Source organism: Microbaculum marinum, from assembly GCF_037855135.1.
Taxonomy (GTDB): domain Bacteria; phylum Pseudomonadota; class Alphaproteobacteria; order Rhizobiales; family Tepidamorphaceae; genus Microbaculum; species Microbaculum marinum.
In genome coordinates this window covers 251,428-272,729 of the sequence record NZ_JAZHOF010000005.1, presented here as the reverse complement: position 1 = coordinate 272,729, position 21,302 = coordinate 251,428, and the positions used below count along the sequence as shown (strand labels likewise).

18 protein-coding genes are annotated in these 21,302 nt (G+C 67.5%); 10 read left to right on the top strand and 8 right to left on the bottom strand.

Annotation, left to right across the window (positions count from 1 at the left end; translation table 11 throughout):
- The first annotated feature begins 162 nt into the window (after nucleotides 1-162).
- From V3328_RS14010 to V3328_RS14000, 3 genes are read left to right on the top strand one after another with little or no spacing between them, the layout of a single operon-like run.
- Nucleotides 163-1,194: a heme/hemin ABC transporter substrate-binding protein gene (locus tag V3328_RS14010; RefSeq protein ID WP_340330298.1), complete on the top strand. Its 1,032-nt coding sequence runs from the start codon at nucleotides 163-165 to the stop codon at nucleotides 1,192-1,194.
- Nucleotides 1,191-2,270, top strand: coding sequence for a FecCD family ABC transporter permease (locus V3328_RS14005; protein ID WP_340330297.1), 1,080 nt, complete (start codon nucleotides 1,191-1,193; stop codon nucleotides 2,268-2,270). Before V3328_RS14010 ends, V3328_RS14005 begins: the two co-directional genes overlap by 4 nt.
- Nucleotides 2,270-3,043 carry a heme ABC transporter ATP-binding protein gene (locus tag V3328_RS14000; protein ID WP_340330296.1) on the top strand — a complete coding sequence of 258 codons (774 nt, stop codon included), beginning with the start codon at nucleotides 2,270-2,272 and terminating at the stop codon, nucleotides 3,041-3,043. The genes V3328_RS14005 and V3328_RS14000 overlap by 1 nt, the downstream gene beginning before the upstream one ends.
- A 31-nt stretch (nucleotides 3,044-3,074) precedes the next feature.
- Here the strand turns inward: V3328_RS14000 and V3328_RS13995 are convergent, their stop codons facing one another.
- Together V3328_RS13995 and V3328_RS13990 are read right to left on the bottom strand one after the other, a co-directional pair.
- Complete coding sequence (locus V3328_RS13995; RefSeq protein WP_340330295.1) at nucleotides 3,075-3,881, bottom strand: alpha/beta fold hydrolase; 807 nt, start codon at nucleotides 3,879-3,881, stop codon at nucleotides 3,075-3,077.
- Nucleotides 3,878-4,654: a GntR family transcriptional regulator gene (locus tag V3328_RS13990; RefSeq protein WP_340330294.1), complete on the bottom strand. Its 777-nt coding sequence runs from the start codon at nucleotides 4,652-4,654 to the stop codon at nucleotides 3,878-3,880. Before V3328_RS13990 ends, V3328_RS13995 begins: the two co-directional genes overlap by 4 nt.
- Nucleotides 4,655-5,056: 402 nt before the next feature.
- Between V3328_RS13990 and V3328_RS13985 the strand changes: the two genes are divergently transcribed.
- Both V3328_RS13985 and V3328_RS13980 read left to right on the top strand, forming a co-directional pair.
- On the top strand, nucleotides 5,057-6,106 hold the full coding sequence (locus tag V3328_RS13985; protein ID WP_340330293.1) for an aminopeptidase: 1,050 nt from the start codon (nucleotides 5,057-5,059) through the stop codon (nucleotides 6,104-6,106).
- Nucleotides 6,107-6,903: 797 nt separating this feature from the next.
- A complete protein-coding gene (locus tag V3328_RS13980; protein WP_340330292.1) occupies nucleotides 6,904-7,635 on the top strand; it encodes an alpha/beta hydrolase in 732 nt (243 codons plus the stop codon).
- Nucleotides 7,636-7,640: 5 nt separating this feature from the next.
- Here the strand turns inward: V3328_RS13980 and V3328_RS13975 are convergent, their stop codons facing one another.
- The 5 genes from V3328_RS13975 to V3328_RS13955 all read right to left on the bottom strand — a co-directional run bounded on the left by V3328_RS13975 (nucleotide 7,641) and on the right by V3328_RS13955 (nucleotide 12,657).
- Nucleotides 7,641-8,378, bottom strand: coding sequence for an SDR family NAD(P)-dependent oxidoreductase (locus tag V3328_RS13975; RefSeq protein WP_340330291.1), 738 nt, complete (start codon nucleotides 8,376-8,378; stop codon nucleotides 7,641-7,643).
- 3 nt (nucleotides 8,379-8,381) lie between these two features.
- Complete coding sequence (locus V3328_RS13970; RefSeq protein ID WP_340330290.1) at nucleotides 8,382-9,212, bottom strand: enoyl-CoA hydratase/isomerase family protein; 831 nt, start codon at nucleotides 9,210-9,212, stop codon at nucleotides 8,382-8,384.
- 19 nt (nucleotides 9,213-9,231) lie between these two features.
- Nucleotides 9,232-9,789, bottom strand: coding sequence for an aromatic-ring-hydroxylating dioxygenase subunit beta (locus V3328_RS13965; RefSeq protein WP_340330289.1), 558 nt, complete (start codon nucleotides 9,787-9,789; stop codon nucleotides 9,232-9,234).
- Nucleotides 9,790-9,796: 7 nt separating this feature from the next.
- Complete coding sequence (locus V3328_RS13960; RefSeq protein ID WP_340330288.1) at nucleotides 9,797-11,083, bottom strand: aromatic ring-hydroxylating dioxygenase subunit alpha; 1,287 nt, start codon at nucleotides 11,081-11,083, stop codon at nucleotides 9,797-9,799.
- Between the two features lie 173 nt (nucleotides 11,084-11,256).
- The gene (locus tag V3328_RS13955; RefSeq protein ID WP_340330287.1) at nucleotides 11,257-12,657 is read right to left on the bottom strand and encodes an FAD-binding oxidoreductase; all 1,401 of its coding nucleotides are present in this window, start codon (nucleotides 12,655-12,657) and stop codon (nucleotides 11,257-11,259) included.
- Between the two features lie 213 nt (nucleotides 12,658-12,870).
- Here V3328_RS13955 and V3328_RS13950 point away from each other — a divergent pair, with 213 nt between their 5' ends.
- From V3328_RS13950 to V3328_RS13935, 4 genes are all read left to right on the top strand, one after another.
- Entirely contained in the window at nucleotides 12,871-14,193 is a 1,323-nt protein-coding gene (locus V3328_RS13950) for a phenylacetate--CoA ligase family protein (protein ID WP_340330286.1), read from the top strand.
- Nucleotides 14,194-14,211: 18 nt separating this feature from the next.
- Nucleotides 14,212-15,393 (top strand): alpha-hydroxy acid oxidase, encoded by a 1,182-nt coding sequence (locus tag V3328_RS13945; RefSeq protein WP_340330285.1) that lies wholly within the window; start codon nucleotides 14,212-14,214, stop codon nucleotides 15,391-15,393.
- 29 nt (nucleotides 15,394-15,422) lie between these two features.
- A complete protein-coding gene (locus V3328_RS13940; protein ID WP_340330284.1) occupies nucleotides 15,423-15,773 on the top strand; it encodes a RidA family protein in 351 nt (116 codons plus the stop codon).
- A 123-nt stretch (nucleotides 15,774-15,896) separates the two neighbouring features.
- Complete coding sequence (locus tag V3328_RS13935) at nucleotides 15,897-16,496, top strand: TetR/AcrR family transcriptional regulator (RefSeq protein WP_340330283.1); 600 nt, start codon at nucleotides 15,897-15,899, stop codon at nucleotides 16,494-16,496.
- A 12-nt stretch (nucleotides 16,497-16,508) separates the two neighbouring features.
- Here V3328_RS13935 and V3328_RS13930 read toward each other — a convergent pair whose 3' ends face one another.
- Complete coding sequence (locus V3328_RS13930) at nucleotides 16,509-17,711, bottom strand: NAD(P)/FAD-dependent oxidoreductase (RefSeq protein WP_340330282.1); 1,203 nt, start codon at nucleotides 17,709-17,711, stop codon at nucleotides 16,509-16,511.
- Between the two features lie 115 nt (nucleotides 17,712-17,826).
- Between V3328_RS13930 and V3328_RS13925 the strand changes: the two genes are divergently transcribed.
- On the top strand, nucleotides 17,827-21,279 hold the full coding sequence (locus V3328_RS13925; protein WP_340330281.1) for an indolepyruvate ferredoxin oxidoreductase family protein: 3,453 nt from the start codon (nucleotides 17,827-17,829) through the stop codon (nucleotides 21,277-21,279).
- Nucleotides 21,280-21,302 lie beyond the last annotated feature (23 nt).

The window sequence follows — 21,302 nt, the reverse complement described above, 5'->3', positions numbered from 1 at the left end:
CGCCGGTTGCCGCCGCCTCGCGGGAACGGCGTCACCCGACGGCTTGCGTTCTAGATTAATATGACTATTACAGTCAAGTTATCAACAGGCCGTCGCCAGCGGCTGCAGATCGTCCGCACGCGCCCTCCCCGCGAGCGCCCGCCCGAAAGCGAGCACATGCCCATGAACGCAGTATTTCCATTCTTTTGCAGGCTTCTGCGGCTGCCCCGCGCGGCGAGCCGGATCGTGCCGGCCAGCCTTGGCGCGGCGCTGGTCGTGGCCGGCTTGTCTGCCGGACTTCCAGGCGGCGTTTCCGGCGCCAGGGCCGAACCGGTATCCGTGACGGACGCCCGGGGGCACGCGGTCGAGATCGCCGACTCGAGCCGGGTCGTATCGGTCGGCGGCTCGATCACCGAGATCCTCTACGGCCTCGGCCTGGAGGACAGGATCGTGGCCGTCGACACGACCAGCCTGTATCCGGCCGAGGCCCTCGCCGAGAAGCCGAACGTCGGATATCTGCGGGCCCTGTCGCCGGAAGGGGTGCTGTCGACCGACCCGTCGCTGATCCTGGCGGAGGCCGATGCCGGTCCGCCGGAGGCCGTGGAGCTGCTGGAGACCGCCTCGGTGCCCTTCGTCTCCGCGCCCGGCGGGACCGATCCCGAGGGTGTGGCAGAGAAGATACGGTTCGTCGCAAAAGTGATGAGTGTCCCCGAGGCGGGCGAAGACATGGCCAAAGCGGTCGCCCAGGACCTGAAGACGGTCCGGGAGGCTGTTGACGGGCTTCAGGATCGCCGCAGGGTGCTGTTCGTGCTCAGCCTGTCGAACGGCCGCATCATGGCGGCCGGCGACGGCACGTCGGCGGCCGCCATGATCGAAATGGCCGGCGCGGACAACGCGCTGACAGGGTTCACCGGCTACAAGCCTGTCAACGACGAGGCGGTGATCGAGGCGGCGCCAGACGTCATCGTGATGATGGCGCGCGGCGATCACGCCGCCGCCGCAGACGAGGTCTTCGCCCATCCCGCGCTCGCGACCACGCCGGCCGCCGACGGACCCCACCTCGTCACCATGGACGGCCTCTATCTGCTCGGCTTCGGACCGCGCGTCGCCCAGGCGGTGCGCGACCTGTCGCACGCGATCTACCCGGACGCGCCGATCCCCGAACTGCCGGAGCGGCCTTGGGCCGCCGCCTCGGGAGGCGCCGCCGGCCAATGAGCCTTGCCGCCGTCCTGAGGCGATCGCCGGGCGACCGGGCCGGCCACGCGCTGCTGACCGCTGCGGTGCTTGCGGCGCTGGTGATCGTCGTCTCCTTCCTCTCCCTCGCCGTCGGGCCGTCCGGCTTCACCCCGGTTCGCGCGGCGACGCTGCTGTTCGGACTCGGCGGCGACGCATCAGCGGCGAACGCTCGCGACGCGCTGATCGTCTGGGAAATCCGCCTTCCGCGCACGCTGCTCGGCCTCGGGGTCGGGGCGGGACTGGCCGTCTCCGGCGCCGTGATGCAGGGGCTGTTCCGCAACCCGCTCGCCGATCCGGGCCTGGTCGGCGTCACCGCCGGTGCGGCGCTGGCGGCAGTCTCGACGATCGTGCTTGGTTCCGGCTTCCTGCTGCCGATCCTCGGCGACCGCATCTTCTACGCGCTGCCGGTGTCGGCGTTCGCGGGCGGCCTGGTCACCACCGTACTGCTCTACGGCATCGCGACCCGGCAGGGCCGTACCTCGGTCGCCACCATGCTGCTCGCCGGGATTGCGATCGGCGCCCTCGCCGGCGCGGCGACAGGCATGCTGATCTTCATCTCCGACGACCGGCAGCTGCGCGACTTCACCTTCTGGACGCTGGGCAGCCTGGCCGGTGCGACCTGGGAGAAGGTCGCCATCGCCGGAGTGTTCCTGACCTTCGTGCTGGCGACGATCCCGCAGCTCGCCGCCGGCCTCGACGCGCTGCTGCTCGGCGAGGGCGAGGCGCGCCATCTCGGGGTACCGGTGCAGGCGATGAAGCGGGTGGCGATCTTTGCGGTCGCCGCCGCGGTCGGCGCCTCTGTCGCGGTCGCCGGACCGATCGGCTTCGTCGGCATCGTGGTGCCGCACCTGCTGCGACTCGCCATCGGTCCGCGCCATGTCGGACTGCTGCCGACAAGCGCCCTGCTCGGCGCCTCGCTTCTGGTCGGCGCCGACATGGTGGCGCGCACCGTGGTGGCGCCGGCGGAACTGCCGATCGGCATCGTCACGGCGATCCTCGGGGCGCCCTTCTTCCTGTGGCTGCTGCTGCGCCAGCGCTCGATCGTGGACCTGTGATGATCGAGGCGCGCGGCATTTCGGTACGACTGGCCGGGCGCGAGGTGCTGCGCGAGGCGACGCTCGGTCTGTCACCGGGCGAACTGGCGGTGGTGGTCGGCCCCAACGGCGCCGGCAAGACGACGCTGCTGCGGGCGCTGGTCGGCGATCTGCAGCCCTGGGGCGGCGAGGTCCTGTTCGACGGCGTGCCTCTGTCGCGGTGGCACGGCCGCGACCTCGCCCGACGCCGCGCGGTGCTGTCGCAGTCGCAGCACTTGGCGTTCCCGTTCACCGTGCACGAGGTGGTGTCGCTCGGTCTGCGCGGCGGGCGGCGGGGCCTGCGGGCCGGGGCCGAGCCGGTTGCCTCCGATATGGTCGTCCGGACGCTCGGCCGGGTCGGACTCGCGGGCTACGAGGGACGGTTCTACCAGCAACTGTCAGGCGGCGAGCAGCAGCGGGTCCACCTGGCCCGCGTGCTCTGCCAGCTCGGCCGGCCGGTCGAGGACGGCAAGGTCAACTGGCTGTTCCTCGACGAGCCGACGGCGAGCCTCGACATCCGCCACCAGTTCGAGATCCTCGACCTCGCCCGGCAGCACGTGCGGGCCGGCGGCGGCGGCCTGGCGATTCTGCACGATCTGCGGCTGGCCTCGGACTACGCCGACCGGGTGATCGTGGTAGACGACGGGCGCACCGTCGCCAACGGGCCGCCTGCCGCGACGCTGACGGCCGACCTGATCGAGCGGGTGTTCGGCGTGCGCGCCGACCGCATCCTCGCGTTGCCGCAGGTATCCTGACGGCCGGCCCATCGCCGTCAGGCCGGCGGCCTCAGGCGAGGCCGTTGTCGCGCAGGAATCCGGCGATCAGCCCGGCGACCAGCTCCGGCGACTGGACGTTCATGAAGTGACCCGAATCGACGCTGCGAAAGCGGCATCCGCGGATATGCGTGCTCAGTTCGGCGACGTGGTCCGGCGGCCGCAGCGGATCGTGCTCGCCGGCGACCATCAGTGCCGGGCAGCGGATCTGCGGCAGGTAGTCGTTGAAGGTCAGGTCGAACAGCATCCGCGACAGCGCCGCGAAGCCGTACGGGTCGGCGGCGATCCAGCGGGCCCGGTAGGCCGCGAATACGTCCGGATCGCGCAGGCGCAGGACGTCCGGCCAGGCCCTCGCCAGCATGTCCTGCTCGATCGAGCGCTGCCCGTGCGTCTCTACGGACTTCAGGCCTTCGAGCCGCTCGGCCCGGAACGCCGCCTGCACGCCGACCGCCGGCGCGAGCCCGATGACCCCTGCCGTGCGGGCAGGGTAGCGTGCCGCAAAGCACATCGCCACCGCCGCGCCGGCCGCGCAGCCGGCGAGCACTACCGGGCCGGCGACGGCCTCCAGGTCGAGCAGGCCGGCGATGTCGGCGGCGAGCGCCTCGACGTCCGCGCAGCCCTGGATCTTTTCCGACATGCCGGAGCCGCGCAGATCGTGGCGGAGCGTGCGGATGTCGCCGGGAAGCTGCGCGACCACACCGTCCCAGGACTCCAGCGAGCCGCCCATCTCGTGGATCAGCACGACGGTCGGTCCCGAAGCTCCCGTCGCCGCGTAGCGCAGCGCCACGCCGTTCAGGTCGGCCCAGGCGATCCGGCTCATCGCGACGGACCGGTGGCGGCGTGTCCGTCGTCCGTCGAGCCGCCCAGATGCCGTTCCAGCGCCTTCAGGGCGTTCATGTGGTTGGAGCGGATCAGCGCGGCGGCGAGGTCGGCGTCGCGGTCCTCGTAGGCTGCGACGAGACGGCGGTGGTCGTCGATGGAGCGCGTCAGCCTGCCGTCCTGGGAAAGGCTGAGCCGGCGCAGCGGCAGCGTGCGCAGCAGCAGAGAATCGAGGATCCGCTTCACCGTCCGGTTGTTGGTGAGCTGGGTGTTGCGGTCGTAGAAGTCGACATTGGCCCAGACATAGCCGTCGAGGTCGCCGCGATCGGCCGCCGTCTCCATGGCGCCGAGCAGCCCGCGCAGCTCGGCGACCTCCCCGGCGCTGGCGCCGCGGGCGGTATCGCCGGCGATCAGGGCGAACAGGGCGCCGCGGGCCCGGTATATGTCTCGGATCTCCTCGAGGCTGAGGGCATTGACCCGCGGCCGGCGCCGTGGCGGAACGTCGACCAGGCCCTCCTTCTCGAGCAGCATCAGCGCCTCGCGCACCGGCGTCCGGCTGGTTTTGTGGCGGCGCGACAGCTCGACGGAGTTGAGGTCGTCACCGGGCGCCAGCACGCCGAGGACGATCTCCGCGCCCACCTCGCAGGCGATCTGCGAGACGAGCGACGGCCTGTCGTGGCCGTCGGCGATGACCCGCCGCACCACCGCCTGGGCACGGCCGACCGAGGTCTTGTCCGCCTTGCCGCGCTTGCCCGCCCCTACCGGCCCGTCCACGTCCTGCCCGATCTCCCGTCTCCGTGCCCGGCGTCGATGGCGGGCACCCGCCGACCTTCTACAGCCGTTTCCGGCTGCAACACTAACAGAATCTGCCGGAAAGGGCAGCGGTGGGCATCGCATGGTGTGTCGACAGTATCAGTCGGCCCCTCGGGGTGGCGTCCGGCCGTCGGGGCAGTCGCGGCGGACACCGCCACGACCGCGCGCGACGGGCCGAGAATGCGCGGAATGATTAAGAGAGTACGGACGCCCGGAGATCCGCCCGAGCGTTGATGGGAACGCCCGACACGAAGGCGGAAAACCTTGACGGGGCTCCGCCGACACGATTAAGTGTCGACAGAACAGCCAGACAGTGCGTGGCGGGCGAGGCCATGCGGGGGGATCGGCGACCAAGGAGCGATCATGCAGGCAGGGGCGTTCGTCACGGGAAGCATGGAATATCTGCGTGCCCCGTTCGTGCACAACATCAAGCCGGGCCAGCGGGTGCTGATCCTGACCGACACCGCCCACGACCCGCGCGTCTGGCAGGTCGTCCAGTCGACGCTGTGCGAGCTTGGCGCCGAGGCGACGGTGGCGCTGTTCGAGCGCCGGCCGGCCGACTACTACGACCCGCCGTCGGCCGTCATCGAGGCGATGATGAAGTCGGACGTCAACGTGCTGCTGGCCTCGACGGGGATGCTGCACTGCCCGGCCAACTTCGACGCCATGGCCGCCGGCATCCCGGCGATCTGCATGGACGGCGGCATGACACTGGAAATGTTCCAGTCGGGCGCCGTCACCGAGGACATGAAGCAGGTCGCGGTGCGCAAGCACTACGTGTCGAAGAACGTGTTCGGCGACGATCCGAAGGAATGCCGCGTCACCTCGGCCTACGGCACCGAGTTCACCTATTCCGTCGACGGCCGCATCACCCGGCCGCCGCTGCCGGGCGACGACTTCGATCCCTACCGGATCATCAACTTCGCCAAAGACGAGAACCGGCCCGGCAACAACCTGCTCTACTACCTGTTCCCGACCGGCGAGTTCAACGTCGCCCCGGTCGAGGGCAGCGCCAACGGCAAGCTGGTCATCGACCTGACTATGCACCACCTCGGCCGGCTCTACACGCCGATCGAGCTGACCGTGAAGGACGGCCGGGTCGTCTCGATCGACGGCGGACCGGAAGCGCGGATCCTGAAGGACTACCTGGAGGCCTACGGCGACGACAACGCCTACATGTGCCCGGCCGAGGCCTCCGTCGGCGTCAACGCCAAGGCGGTGATCCGCGGCATCCAGCGCGAGGACAAGAACATCATGGGCACCCTGCACTTCGGCCTCGGCACCAATGTCGACGTCGGCGGCACGGTGAAGTCCAACATCCACATGGACGGCGTGATCCTGCACCCGACGCTCTACGTCGACGGAGAGAAGAAGATCGACGGCGGCCGGTTCCTCGTCCCGATCGAGGGGTGAGGCGCGGCGTTGGCGCCGTGATCCGGGGCGACATCCCCGGGGCACAAATGCAGCTCAGGGCCTGAAAAGTATCTTTCCGGACCGTCCGCCCTGCGCGGCGGAATGCCATCTCGCACCGTTCGATCTCGAAGACGTCCGACACCATCGGCCGACATCCAGGTTGTCCTTGAGGCCCGGCTGGGGTTCGGGCCCGGTCCGATCGAGCACACGCCCGTAGACGCCGCGCATTGTGATCCCGCGAAGCGCGGCAGGTCGCGCCGACTGAGGCCGAATGCTTCGACGCTTTTGCCCCGCGTTGGCCGCGATCTCGCAGGCGCCGGTCGGTCGCGCGTCGACAATTCGCCATCGATTCGATCTGACGGCCTCCCGATGCCAGGATTGATTTCCCCTCGCTGCCGCGTCGCGTGCGCATCACGCGACAACCCCACCGGCTCCAGGATGGCGCCGAGCGTATCCGGAATACGTTCGGGAACCATGTTCGACGCCCGGTTTCCTACGTTGTCGTACGCAAACTCACATGAAGCAAAATCAAAATGATATGATTCTGATTGAGAGATTTTAAAAATAATTCGGTGAATATTTGTTCCTTCTGATATACATATTACAGATATGCACGAATGTAGAGAACATACATGACAGATACGCCGTCGGAAGTGAGAGATAAAGTCTCTCAGAGGCTCAGGGAACAGAAGGCTGACTGGGAGAGAAACGCGTCGATTTCATACATCAGGCCGAGTTTTGACGCTTTCCTGGCGGAACCGACCAACGCCGCCGTCGAACCGGTCCGCATCGGCGACATGCCTGCATCGTGGATCCGCGTTCCGGGCGCCGCATCAGAGCGCGTCGTCCTTTTCTGTCACGGCGGCGGATATCAGATCGGTTCGATCAAGTCGCACCTGAACCTGATGTCGAGACTGTCGGCGGCGACCGGGGGGAGGGTGCTCGGATTCGAATACAGGCTTGCGCCCGAGCACCGGTTTCCCGCCGCGGCCGAGGACGCATTCGCCGCCTACCGATGGCTGCTGGACAGCGGTATCGATCCGCGTAGGATCGCGGTCGCCGGAGATTCCGCCGGTGCCGCGTTGGCGCTCGGCGTCGCGCTTCAGGCGCGCGAAGCCGGCGTGGGGATACCCGCCTGCCTCGTTCTGATTTCGCCGTGGGTCGATCTCGCCATGCGTGGGGACAGCTATGTCAGCCGCGCGCCGGTCGACGTCTTCTCCAAGCCGGAGCAACTCGCCGCGATGGCGCGCACCTATCTCGGCCGAGATGGCAATGCTCTCGATCCGCTTGCGTCGCCCGTCGAAGCGAGGCTCGACGGGCTGCCGCCGATCCTGATCCATGCCGGCGACTTCGACATAACGCTCGACGACTCGAAGCTGCTTGCGCGGAGAGCCAGAGAGCAGGGGGTGACCGTGGAACTGAGGATCTGGGAGGAGATGTATCATCACTTCCAGGTGTTTCCCGAACTGCCGGAGGCGGGGCAATCGGTCGAACAGATCGGCGACTTCGTGCGCTCGCATCTGGCGTGAACCGCTCATCCGGCCCCGCATCCCATGCCGCCGGACACGCCGAGGGCCTCGCCGGTGACGAAAGATGCTTCCCTCGAAGCGAAGAAAGCGGTCGCGGCGGCAACCTCGTCCGGCTCACCGAGACGCCGGAGCAGCGTCAGGTTCTCCATGTCCGCGACGATCCCGGGTCCGTGTGCCGCTGCCGCCCTCTCCACCATCGGCGTCCGGATGGGGCCGGGCAGAACGGCGTTCGCCGTGATGCCGTAGCGGGCGTTTTCCCGAGCGATGGATCTCGTAAAGCCAATCACGCCGGCCTTCGCCGCGGCGTAGACCGACCCGCCCTTCGACCCGAGGCGACCGGCCTCCGAGGCGATGTTGATGATCCGGCCGTAGGACGCGGCCTGCATGCCCGGCAGCGCCCCCTTCGTGAAGGCGAAGGTGCTCTCCAGATTGACGGCGAGCAGGGCGCGCCAGTCGGCCGGCATCAGGTCGGTGAAGAAGGCGTGCTGATCGGCGCCGACGTTGTTGACCAGAACCGCGAAGTGCTCCCGGTCGTCGAACAGGGCCTGGATCGCCCTGTAGTCCGTCGCGTCGACCTCGACGAACGTCGCCCCCAGTGTCCCGGCCAGGTCGGTTCCGGCCTCCGCATCGCGATCGCATATCGTCACGTCGAGCCCGTCCGCGACGAGCCGGCGCGCGATGGCGGCGCCGATGCCGCCCGCCCCCCCGGTGACCAGCGCGCGCAACGGAGCTTCGGGAGCCACGGCTCAGGCGCCCGTAAAGACCGGCTTGCGCTTTCCGATGACGGCCGCCAGCCCCTCGCGCGAGTCGGCGGTCGCCGACAGTTCCGACACCGTGCGGGCCTCCTCCGGCAGGCAGGCCTCGACGCTCAGGCCGACACCGTTCCACAGCAGCCGCTTCGTCGCGGCCAGAGCCCTGGGCGCACCCTTGGCGACAGACTCCGCCTTGCGACGGGCCGCTTCGGCGAGGTCGTCGTTGCCTGCAACCTCGGTCACCAGGCCGATCGACAGCGCTTCGTCCGCCGCGACGATACGATTGGTCAGGAACAGGTCGGCGGCGCGGCGCAGTCCGATCAGCCGCGCCAGGATCACGGAAGCGCCGCCGTCCGGCGCCATGCCGACTCGCGTCGCCCCGGCCATGAACCTGGCGGAGGCGCCGGCCACGACGATGTCGGACGCGCAGACCAGGCCGAGGCCGCCGCCGCCCGCCGCGTAGCCGTGGACTTCGGTGACGACCACCGCGTCGAGCCGGATCAGGGCGCCGACCGCGATCTGCAGGTAGGAGGTCACCTCCTTGAGGAAGTCCCCCAGCGCCTCCCCCTTCGCGGCGAACTCCCGCACGTCACCGCCGGCGCAGAAGTTCGGTCCGGCGCCCCTGAGGTGCACGACGCGGACGCGCGGGTCGCGATGGCAGTGCATCACCGCCTCGTAGATCGCCTTCATCATCTCGATGTTCATGCCGTTCGAGGCGGCGGGCCGGTTGAGCGTCAGGGTGGCGATTGCTCCATCGAAGTGGAGCAGGACCGGTCCCTCGCCGATCCAGGTTTCAGGGCTTCCGCTTTCCACGCGCGTGTCCATGATCTGCTCCCGCCGGCGCTCAGACGAGGAAGGACAGCGTGTAGATCGGCTTGTGATTGTTCACGAGGCCGACCTTCTTGCGCACCATCTTGATCTCGCCGTCGACGAAGCGCAGGCGATACTCGTTGCGCGCCGCCCACATGGTCTCGCCGCGCAGGTTGTCCTCGTAGATGAACGCATTGGCACGCACCGCCACCTCGTCGCCGGACCGCTCCACCAGCTCGACGTTGGAGATGATGCGGGCGAGGTTCGACGGCGGCGTCTGGGTGTGCCGGCGCCCGGTCTTCAGCTGGCCGATGCGCACGCCGATCCGCGAGCGGTTGTCGTAAATGATCGACATCTGCGTTTCCGGGTCTATGTCGTGACCGTTGGCGGGCACCCAGTAGGTGGCATCGTCGGTCCACAGCGCCTCCCACTCGTCATAGGCGTGGGTGTCCTGCAGGCGCGCCTCCATGAAAAGGAACTGCTCGATCCGGTGAAGCAGCGACGCATTGTCCTGAGGCAGCGGCTCGGCCTCGCCGGCTGCCCCGTTCGAGCCGTCCTCCCGGGCGCCGGCCCGGGTCGCGATCTGTCCCATCGTCATGTCATCCTGCCATCAGTTCGAGATAGTGCCACCAGATTCCGCGCTGGGGAACTTCATCGGTGGAATGACCGACGAGAAAGCCGTTCTCGTCCGTCCGCTCGCGGTGCAGGCCCCTGGTAAGGGTGATCCATTCGGGATCGCGGATCGCCGCGCCCCGATGGTTGCGCTCGTACATCTCGGTGTCGTCGGCAAGCAGCAGCCCGGCCGGTCCGACGGATCCCATCGTCTGCTGGCGCAGGCGTCGGTTGAAGTCCGGCGCGCCCTTGAACTGCAGCGCCGTCACGTGCTGGACGGTTTCGTCGACGGCCAGCGGCTGCAGCACGAACAGCTGGATTTCGGCAATGAACAGGTTCGGGAAGATCATGATGTGCGGGGACCCGTCGATCATGATCTCCCGCGCCCGTTCGGCACCATAGGCGTCGCGCATGCCCGACACGTAGTTGGGCAGACGCGTCTCGTTGGTCCCGAACCATTCCAGGGGCTTGCCGCTGCGCCGCCATTCGGGCCTGAGATCGAACTCGGTATGCCCGTTGCCGAAATCGCGCGTCAGGGCGGTGGAGTCCGGCCCATAGAGATCGCCGATGCCGCTGTCGGTGACCTGGAAGACGGATCCGTGAACGAAGGCGGGATGATATCCGTCCGTCTCGTTCTCCAGCATGAACTTCCAGTTGGCCTTGGTGCGGTGCTGCAGGAAGCCGGCGGTCAGCTTCAGTTCGCCCTCCGGGGAATTGTCGAGAAGCTGATCGATGGAGGCCTTTGCCCCGCCGAGATAGTCCTCGAGCGACGGTCCGTCCTCCGCGAAGGAACCGAACACGAACCCGCGGTAGATGCCGATTCGCGGCACCCTGCCGAGACTGAACTTGTCCCTGTCCTGCCCCTCGTAGCCGTCGGCGTAGGCATAGCCCATCAGCTTGCCGGTATTGGCGAAGGTCCAGGAGTGATAGGGGCAGGTGAAGGTGGTCCGGTTGCCGCTCTGGTAGGCGCAGAGTTGATTGCCGCGATGCGGGCATTTGTTGAGCAGCAGACTGATCTCGCCCGTCCGATCGTGAACCATCAGCACCGGCGTCGGCCCGATCGCCTTGGTCACGTAGTCGTTCTTGTTGGGCACCTCGCTCGTGTGTCCGACATAGACCCAGCCGCGGTACCAGATGCGTTCAAGCTCGTCCTCGAAGACGCGCTCGTCGTAGTAGAGCGAACTGTGGACCTGCGTCGGTCTGATCAGGTCCCGGTACGCGACGCCGTTCGCGCCGTGGCCGTTGGTGCCGTGACCGTTCGACAGATGTGCCATGCAATCGTCGTCCCTGGGTTCTTCATCGAATTCATCGGAGATCGCCTTTTATAGAACGATCGTTCGATTTATTATATGGCGCAGCGAAACCGTGCCTGTCAAGGAAAAGCGGGATCATCGATAGTGGGCGCGGCGGGGTCCTGGAATCGCCGGCGCGACGGGCCGCATGCAGGTCACAGGATCTTTTCCGGGTTCATGATGGTTGCCGGGTCGACCGTGGCCTTGATCGCCTTCATGAGATCGAGCGCGCCGCCGAATTCCATCGCCATGAAGCGGCGCTTCCCCTGTCCGATGCCGTGCTCGCCGGTGCAGGTGCCGCCCATGCGGATAGCTCTTTCGTTCAGGCGTTCGAGCGCCCCGTGCGCGCGTGCCATTTCCTCCGGGTCTTCGGGATCCACCAGGATCATCAGGTGGAAATTGCCGTCGCCGACGTGGCCGACGATCGGCGCCAGCAGACCTGACCGGGCGATGTCGGCTTCCGTTACACCGACGCATTCGGCAAGCCTAGAAATCGGAACGCAGACGTCCGTCGGGATGCCGCGCGCATCGCGGCGCAGTTCCGGGAACGCGAAATACAGGTTGTGGCGCGCGGCCCAGAGCCGGTCGCGGTCTTCCAGCCGGGCGGCCGACCGGAACGGCGCCGCCCCGTTGGCCGCGCACAGCTCTGCAAATACCGACACCTGCTCGTCGACGCCCGCAGGCATGCCGTGAAACTCGACGAACAGTGTCGGCTCCTCCGGCAGCGCCAGACCGGAATAGGCATTGACGGCCCTCATGCACAGCGGGTCCATGAGTTCGAGGCGGGCGACGGGAATGCCCATCTGGATCGTCTCGATCACCGTCCGCACGGTGGCATCCAGCGTAGGGAAGTATGTGGTGCCGCTGACGATCTTCTCCGGCAGGCCATAGAGCCGCACCGAGAGTTCGGCGATCACGCCGAGCGTGCCCTCGGCGCCGACGAACAGGCTGGTCAGGTCGTATCCGGCCGATGACTTGCGCGCGCGCTGCGCCGTTTGGATGAGCTCTCCGTTCGGCAGCACCACCTTCATCGACAGGACGTTCTGCTTCATCGTACCGTAGCGGACGGCGTTGGTGCCGGAGGCACGCGTCGAGGCCATGCCGCCGAGCGAGGCGTCTGCGCCCGGATCGATCGGGAAGAACAGCCCCGACGAGCGAACATGGGCGTTCAGCTGATGGCGCGTCACGCCCGGCTCCACCACGCAGTCGAGGTCGTCGGTATTCACCGCGAGGATCCGGTTCATGTCGCTCATGTCGAGCGACAGGCCGCCGCGCGGTGCGTTCAACTGCCCCTCAAGCGAGGTGCCGCCGCCAAATGGGATCACCGGAAACCGTTCGGCGGCGCAGATGACGACGGCCCGCCGTATCTCGTCGACATCCTTCGGCGCGAAGACGGCATCCGGCGGCTGGCTGGCGAGGTAGGATGTCGTGTGCCCGTGCTGCTCGCGCCACGTCGCACCTGTCTTGACCCGGTCGCCGAACGCATCGCGAAGGCGTCCGATCGCTACGGTCGCGTCGGCCTCCCGTTCCCGGGATATCACGCCTGCTCCGGCCATTCCGTCCTCCACGGCTTCCCACGTCCTGCCGCTACTCCAAGCGCCCCGCCGCGCCGTCGGCCTCTAGCCGGACGTGGCGCAACGCGAGGCGCAGCGGGCTCTTTACTTAGACCAAACGTTCGATCTAATAAAGAGCCGCCACCGTCATCGCACCAGCGCGCGCAAGCGGCTCACGAAAGAATGCGACGTCATGGCCCGCAGGAGGAGACGGACATGCTGCACGAGGATCTCGAAGGGCTGGACTATCCCGCCATCTGCAAGCTTCAAAAGACCCGACTGGCCGAACTCGGTCGCCGGCTCGGCGAAAGCGTCGAATGGATCGCGCATTTCGGCGCGGCCGGCATGCATCCCGGAGACCTTGCGGCCGAGGACGGGCTGGAGAACGCGCCGTTCCTGGAGAAATCCGACCTGCACGACCACTACCCGTTTCCGTTCCTCACCGTGCCGATGAACAGCGTCGAGCGTTTCATGGCGACATCGGGGACCACCGGCCTGCCTGTGACGTTCGGCATGACGGCGAACGACTATCGGAGGCTGCTGCCCTATCAGATGAGCCGGATCCTGGCGGCCGCCGGCGTCAGGCCGGGCATGCGCGCCTACCAGGGCTACGGATACGGCCTGTGGATCGGCGGGCCGGCACTCGACATCGGATTCTCGGCCATGGGCTGCACGAACTTCCCGATCGGGCCGGGGCGCGGCGAACTCGCCGCGAAGTGGCTGCGCGACCACTGCTACGACGTCGCCTCGATGTCGCCGCTCTGGCTTATGACGCTGCTCACGCATGCCCGCGAGGCCGGCATCGATCCGAAATCGGACTGGACGCTGACGCTGGCGATCCTGGGCGGACAGTCCGTCTCAACGGAGTTCCGCGCGCAGCTCGAGGACGCCATGCCCGAGGGCTTCATCAGCCATAACATCTATGGCACCACGGAGGCCGGCGGCCCGGTCCTGGCGATCTCGACGCCCTACACCCATGCCGACGACGAACTTCAGCTCGTCAACGAAGACACCATCGTCACCGAGATCCTCGATCCCGATACCCTGAAGCCGGTCGGTCCGGGCGAGGTTGGCGAGATCGTCATCACCACGTTGTGCCGCGAGGCATCACCGGTCGTGCGCTGGCGCACGCGGGATCTCGTGCGCCTGTCGGAACGCCCCTTCGACTGCCCGTCGGGCCGGCGCGGCATGCGCAAGATCGGCCGGATCATCGGGCGCAGCGACGACATGATTAAGGTGAAGGGCGTGATCGTCTTCCCCTCCCAGATCGAGGATATCGTCGCCGGCACGCCGGGCACCGTGAAGGAGGCCTGGCAGATCTACGTCGACCGCGAACGGCAGACGATCGGGACGATGTGCGTTGCTGTCGAATCCGAACGCCGCAGCAACCGGCCGGCCGGGCAGATCACTGCCGACATCAAGCGTGAAGTCAAAGCCCGCCTGGGCATCAAGGTCGAGGTCGACTGCTTCGACGAGGGCACGCTGCCCCGCTACGAAGCCAAGGCCACACGTGTGCTGCATCGACCGGACGTTCACTGAACCAGGGTACTCACTGACATGGAAGCAGCCTCGGGCCCCTTCAACGATGTCCTGAACCTGGAGGACATGCGGGAAGCCGCACGACGGCGGCTGCCCCGGGCGATCTTCGACTACATCGACGGCGCCGCAGAGGACGAGGTGTCGAAGCGGCGAAACCGGCGGCAGTTCGACGAGTGGGGCTTCGTCCAACGGGTGCTTAACGACGTCAGCGCCATCGATCTGACGGTCGAGATCTTCGGCAACCGGTTCGCCGCGCCGTTCGGCATCGGCCCTACCGGCCTTGCAGGGCTGGCCTGGCCGAAGGCGGAAACCTTGCTGGCCAGGGAGGCGGAGAAGGCGGCGATCCCGTTCTGCCTCAGCACGGTCTCCAGCGTCCGGCTCGAGGACGTCGCGGACGCCACCGCCGCGCCGAACTGGTTCCAGCTCTACATCTTCCGCGACCGCGACCTATCGCGCAGCCTCGTGGAACGGGCGAAGGCTGCCGGCTATTCGGTGCTCGTGATAACCGTCGACTGCCCGACGGGGGGCAACCGCGAGCGCGATCCGCGCAACGACTTCACGCTGCCTCTGCGCGCCACTCGGCGCAACGTGGCGAATACCGCGATTCGGCCAGGCTGGCTCCTGAGGCTGGCGCGCTGCGGCGCGCCGAAGCCGGAGAACATGGTGGAGGCGGCAAGGGCCGCGGCCGGCAGCGCCCAGGGACTGGTCGCATTCATGAACTCGCAGCTCGATCCTTCGGTCACGTGGCGCGACGTCGAGGAGTTCATCGGACTGTGGGACGGGCCGGTGGTGATCAAGGGCCTGCTCAGCGTCAAGGACGTCGAACGCGCCGCCGAGTTGGGTGCACGCGGCGTTGTCCTCTCCAACCACGGCGGCCGCCAGCTCGACGGCGGGATCTCGCCGCTCACCGTGCTACCGGACGCCCGCAAGGTGGCAGGAGAGGCGCTGACCATCATCTGCGACAGCGGTTTTCGGCGTGGCACCGACATCATCAAGGCGAGGGCGCTCGGCGCCGATCTCGTCCTGATGGGCCGCAACACGCTCTATGGCGCCGGCGCCGGCGGCGCGCCGGGGATCGCCCACGTCATCTCGATCCTGAAGTCAGAGCTGACGCGCGCGATGACCTTGCTGGGCACCGCCACCATCGGCGACATTGCCGCCGAACACGTGCACTATCTCGGCGCAGCCGGGCACGTTTGAGGCACCGGACGAGCACAACGGGGAACCGAATGATCGAACGGATATCATCGAACGACCTGATGTCCCAGGTCACCGTCTGGAACAACACGGCCTACCTGTCCGGCCAGGTCGCGCTCGACAACCGGGAGGGCGACCTCGCGGCCCAGGCCCGGGAGATCTTCTCGCGAATCGAATCTCTTCTCGCCGAAGTCGGGGCGGGGAAGTCGAACCTGCTCGCCGCCACGATCTGGCTGACGGACGTCGCCGACTTTCCGGCGTTCAACGACCTGTGGCGCGCATGGATCGGCACGGATGCGCCGCCCGCCCGCGCGACGGTCCGGGCCGACCTGATGCTGCCCGGCCTGCGGCTGGAGATTCAGGTCGTCGCCGCCATTCCCTAGTCTGCGGCACTTCCCGCCCTGACATTTCCCCGCCGGCGACAGGGGCGACACGGCAAATTGCATCGCCGCGACGCGCCATATATATGTCCGAACGATCAAACAATTTTACGTTCAGGACATTCCGTGGCGAGAACCCGCTCTGCAGATTACGACAAGATCCAGGCCTCGATCATCGAGCGCACCGCCACGCTGTTCGCCTCGCGGGGATACGCCGCGACGTCGATCGGCGACATTGCCGCGGCGAACGAATGCTCGAAGTCCCGCCTGTATCATTATTTCAAGTCGAAAGAGGCGATCCTGTCGACCATGCTCACCGAGCATGTCGACAAGCTGCTCAAGGAGTGTCAGGAGACGCTGACCGACAGCGACGACCCGGTCGAGCGGTTCCGCGAGCTGATCGCGTATTTCCTCGAGATCTACGCTGTCTCGCGCGACAAGCATGTCGTACTGCTGACCTGCATCGACTTCCTTCCCAAGCGAAAGCGCAACGAGATCGTCAGGAAGGAGCGGCAGCTCGTCGCCTACGTCCAGGATGCGCTCGGGCGGATCCGGCCGGACCGCGCGGAGAATGCGGACAGCGCCCATGTCGACACGATGCTGTTCTTCGGCATGATCAACTGGACCTACACCTGGTACCGGTCCGACGGTGCCATCAAGCCTGCCACCCTCGCCGACCGCGCCGTGGACATCTTCCTGAACGGATACCGGAACACCGGCAATTGAGGCCGGGGCCGGTCACGCCAGCAGCGACTTCAGCTGAATATCGGGATCCGCCACCCGTGCCGGATCGATCCTGGCGCCGCCCGCCAGCAGCCGTTTGGCGATCATGAACGCCTGGGCATCGCCGATGCAGTCCACTGCGATGAAGTCCTCGTCCTTGAAATACCAGTTCGACAGGCCCCGCCCGGTGCTCCGCGAGACGACCTGCGTATAGCCGCGGTTCAGGCCGGCGATCTGCAGCTTGGTGTCGTACTGATCCGACCAGAACCACGGCACCGGCACATAGGGCACGCCGATGCCGAGCATGTCGTCGGCCGCCGCCTCGGCCTGGTCGATGGCGTTCTGGACGCTCTCGAGGCGGGTCTTCTCCCCCATGAAAGGAAACGCCGCGCAGTCGCCGGCGGCCCAGATGCCGGAGCAGGAGGTGCGGCAGCGCTCGTCCACCAGGATACCGTTGTCGCAGCGCAGGCCCGCCTGTTCGGCAAGCGAGGTCTCCGGCAGCACGCCGACGCCAAGCAGCACGATGTCCGTGTCGATCCGCTTCCCGTCGTCCAGCTCCACAGCCGTCACGGCCCCGTCGCCGAGGACCTTCGAAACGGATCGTCCTTCCAGAATGCGCACGCCGTTTGCGGCGTGCAGGTTCCGGAAGTGCTCCGACGTCCGGGCGCACACCACGCGCGCCAGGATGCGCTCGGCCAGCTCGATGACCGTCACCACCATCCCGAGACCGGCTGCGACGGCCGCCGTCTCGAGCCCTATGAACCCACCCCCCACGACGGCCAGCCGTCTGCCCGGCGAAAAGCGGGCGCGCATGGCATCGACGTCGTTCAGCGAGCGCAGCTCGTAGACGCCGTCGACGTCGGCGAACCCTGCGGGCCGGGGCCGCGGGCGGGCCCCCGTGGTCAGCGCCAGCCTGTCCCAGGGCCGATCCTCGCCCCCCCAGCGCAGCGTCCTGGCAGCCGGATCGATCGCGACGACCGGTTCGCCCGAGCGGACCTCTATGCCGGCATCCCTCCAGTAGTGATCCGGCCGCAGATACAGGCGCTCGGCCTCCCATTCGCCGCTCAGGTACTTCTTGGAGAGCGGCGGCCGCTGGTAGGGCAGATGCGGTTCGGCTCCGTAGATCACGATCTCGCCGACATGGCCCCCGGCGCGCAGCCGCATCGCCAGTGCCGCGCCCGCCTGGCCCGCGCCCACGATCGCAATCCTGTCGTGCATATCGTCGTCTCCCCGGCCCCCATCATTCTGGCGCCTTTTAATTGACCGATCGTTCGTTCTATGCATTAATCCTTGATCTGGATCAAGTTTGAAGACCGGTACCGGCTCCCTCGCAATGCTGCTGTCCCCCGTTAGCCTCGACGACAAGTACACCGCCCGTTCGGGCCGTGTGGTGCTGAACGGAACGCAGGCCCTTCTCGTGGCGATGCTGCGGCAGCGGCGGTTTGATCGAGAGCGGGGATTCGACACCGCGGGCTTCCTCAGCGGCTATCGCGGCTCGCCGCTGTCGAGCGTCGATACGGAGGCATGGCGGGCCCGGCAGCCGCTCGAGGATCACCGCATCCGCTTCCAGCCGGGCATCAACGAGGATCTCGCCCTGACCAGCGTCTGGGGCACGCAACAGACCGCGCTCGATCCCAATGCCACGGTCGAGGGGGTCTTCGGCATGTGGTACGGCAAGGGCGCCGGCCTCGATAGCTGCGGCGACGCGCTTCGACACGCGCACGGCGCAGGATCGTCCCGGCGCGGCGGCGTGCTGATCGTCAGCGGCGACGACCACGCCCTGAAGTCCTCCAGCCAGGCCTATCACTCCGAACCGACCTTCATCGACATGCAGATGCCGGTGCTCTACCCGGCCGACATCCAGGAGATGCTCGACTACGCCATTCTGGGCTGGGAGATGTCGCGGTATTCCGGCTGCTATGTCGGCTTCAAGGTTCTTGCCGAGCACGTCAACTCGACGGCTGTTGCGGATGTCGGGCTCGACCGCATTTCGGTGGCATTGCCCGAAGAGCCTGGCCAGGGGAACGATCGCTGGATTCGCTGGCCCGATCCCTGGCCGCATGTGGAGCGCCGGCTGCTGGGCGTCAAGCTGCCCGCGGCACTCGACTTCGCCCGCACCAATGGACTCAACCGGACGATCGTCCGGGGCGCGCGTCCACGGCTCGGCATCGTGACCGCCGGCAAGTCCTATCTCGATCTGCTGCAGGCCTTCGCCGCCCTCGACCTGACACTGGCCAACGCCGAGGAACTCGGCATCTCCGTCTACAAGATCGGCATGCCGTGGCCGGCGGATCCGGTTAGCCTCGCCGCCTTCTGCAGGGGCCACGAGACAATCCTCATTATCGAGGAAAAGCGCGACATTCTGGAGACCCAGGTCCGGACCGCCCTCTACGGCGAGGACCGGCCGCCGGTGGTGCTCGGACGCCACGACCGGCACGGCGCACCCCAGTTCCCGATGGTCGGCGAACTCGACTCAGGCGCGATCCTGAAAGCGCTCGCCCCGGAGATCGGCGACTGGCTCGATCCGCGCCGACAGGCGGTGTTGGAAACATCTTTGACCCGGACAGCTCAGGCGCCGGATATCTCGGTCGGGCCGCGCACGCCGTATTTCTGTTCCGGATGCCCGCACAACCGCTCAACCGTCGTACCCGAGGGCAGCCGCGCGCTCGCCGGGGTCGGCTGCCATTTCATGGCGACGGGCATGGACCGCAATACCGAGACCTTCACCCAGATGGGCGGGGAAGGCGTGCCATGGATCGGCACCGCGCCGTTCACCGGGACGAAGCACGTCTTTGTCAATCTCGGCGAGGGCACCTACTATCATTCCGGCCTGCTGGCGATCCGCGCAGCGCTCGCCGCCAACGTCAACATCACCTACAAGATCCTGTTCAACGACGCGATCGCGATGACCGGCGGCCAGCCGGTCGAGGGCGAACTGTCGGTGCCCCTCATCGTCCGCCAGCTCCAGGCCGAGGGGGTGAGGCGGATCGTCGTCGTCGCCGACGATACTTCGGCCTACGAAACCGCCGGCCTGCTGCCGCGCGGGGTTCCGGTCAGCCCCCGCGACGACCTCGACGAAGTCCAGCGCGACCTGCGCGAGACGCCTGGCGTCACGGTCCTGATCTACGACCAAGTCTGCGCCACGGAAAAGCGGCGCCGGCGCAAGCGCGGTCGGATGGCGGCGGCACCTCGCAAGATCTTTATCAATGAACGCGTCTGCGAGGGCTGCGGCGACTGCTCGGTGCAGTCGAACTGCCTGTCGGTCGTGCCCGTCGAAACCGAATTCGGCCGCAAGCGCGAAATCGACCAGGCGAACTGCAACCAGGATTACTCCTGCGTCGGCGGCTTCTGCCCGAGCTTCGTAGCCGTCGAAGGCGAGCTGAGAAAGCCCGCCCCCAGAGGCCTGCCGGACATTGCCGCGCCCGAGCCCAAGATTCCCGCTCTCGAGGCGGATACAAGCTACGACATCGTGATCGCCGGCGTCGGCGGCACCGGCATCGTCACGGTCGGCGCGCTGCTCGGGATGGCCGCGCACCTGGAAGGCAAGTCCTTTTCCATCCACGACCGGCTCGGCATGGCGCAGAAATACGGCGCCGTCACGAGCCATCTGCGGATAGCCGCCGATCCGAAGGTCCTCGATAGCGTTCGGATCGCCCCCGCCAACGCGCGCCTGCTGATCGGCGGCGACCTCAGGGTGTCCGCCGAACCCTCGGCGCTCGGCCTCGTCGACCCCAGGGCCGGACGCCTGATCGTCGCCTCCGAACAGGCCGTCAGCGGCGAGTTCACCCGCGATCCCGACTACGATTTCAGCACCAGCCTGCTGTCGAGAAGCCTCACGCGATGGTGCGCATCCGATCCGGCCTTCCTCCCGGCACGGCATCTCGCCCGCCACTATCTCGGCGACGAGATCGGCGCCAACCTGCTCCTGGTCGGCGTCGCCTGGCAGCAGGGCCTGATCCCGATGTCCCGGGCCGCCATCGAGCGGGCGATCGAGATGAACGGCGTCGCGGTGGCGCTGAACAACGCCGCCTTCGAACTGGGCCGCCGGACCGCCGTCGCGCCGAGCGCTGTCTGCAAGCCGCTGGAAGCGGCCGTCCCGACACCGCCGGAAACCATGACCTGGCAGGCGCTCGCCGAGCATCGCGCCACGTTCCTGACCGCGTATCAGAACGCGGCTTATGCGAAGCGCTATCGCGCCCTCGTCGACGAGGTCGCCGAGGCGGAAACCCGGCTCCACGGCGACGCTGGACCGCTCACCCACGCCGTCGCCGACAACTTCGCGAAGCTGATGGCCTACAAGGACGAATACGAGGTCGCGCGGCTCTTCACCGACGGCGCCTTCGCCAGGTCGCTCGCCGCGACCTTCGAGCCGGGCGCCCGGCTGAGCTTCCATTTCGCGCCCCCCGTGCTCGGCACGTCGGACGGCGCGTCCGGGCATCCGCGCAAGCGGCGCTTCGGGCCGTGGGTGCTGCCGGCGCTGAAAATTCTGGCCCGCCTGAAGGGGCTGCGCGGCACGCCGTTCGACCCATTCGGCTATCTCGCCGACCGGCGCGCCGAGCGCGCCCTGCTCCTGCAGTACGAGGACGACATCCGCACGCTGCTGCCGCGGCTCGATGCGGATACCCGCGATCCGATCCTGGCGCTGGCGCGGCTGCCCGAGGCGATCCGCGGCTACGGCCACGTCAAGAACGCAAGCATCGAAGCGGCGCGCGAAAGACGCCGGACATTCCTCGAGCAGATCACGCAAGGCATGCCGGGGGAAAGGCTGCGGGAGGCGGCCGAATAAGGCTGATCACACAACCGTTGCAG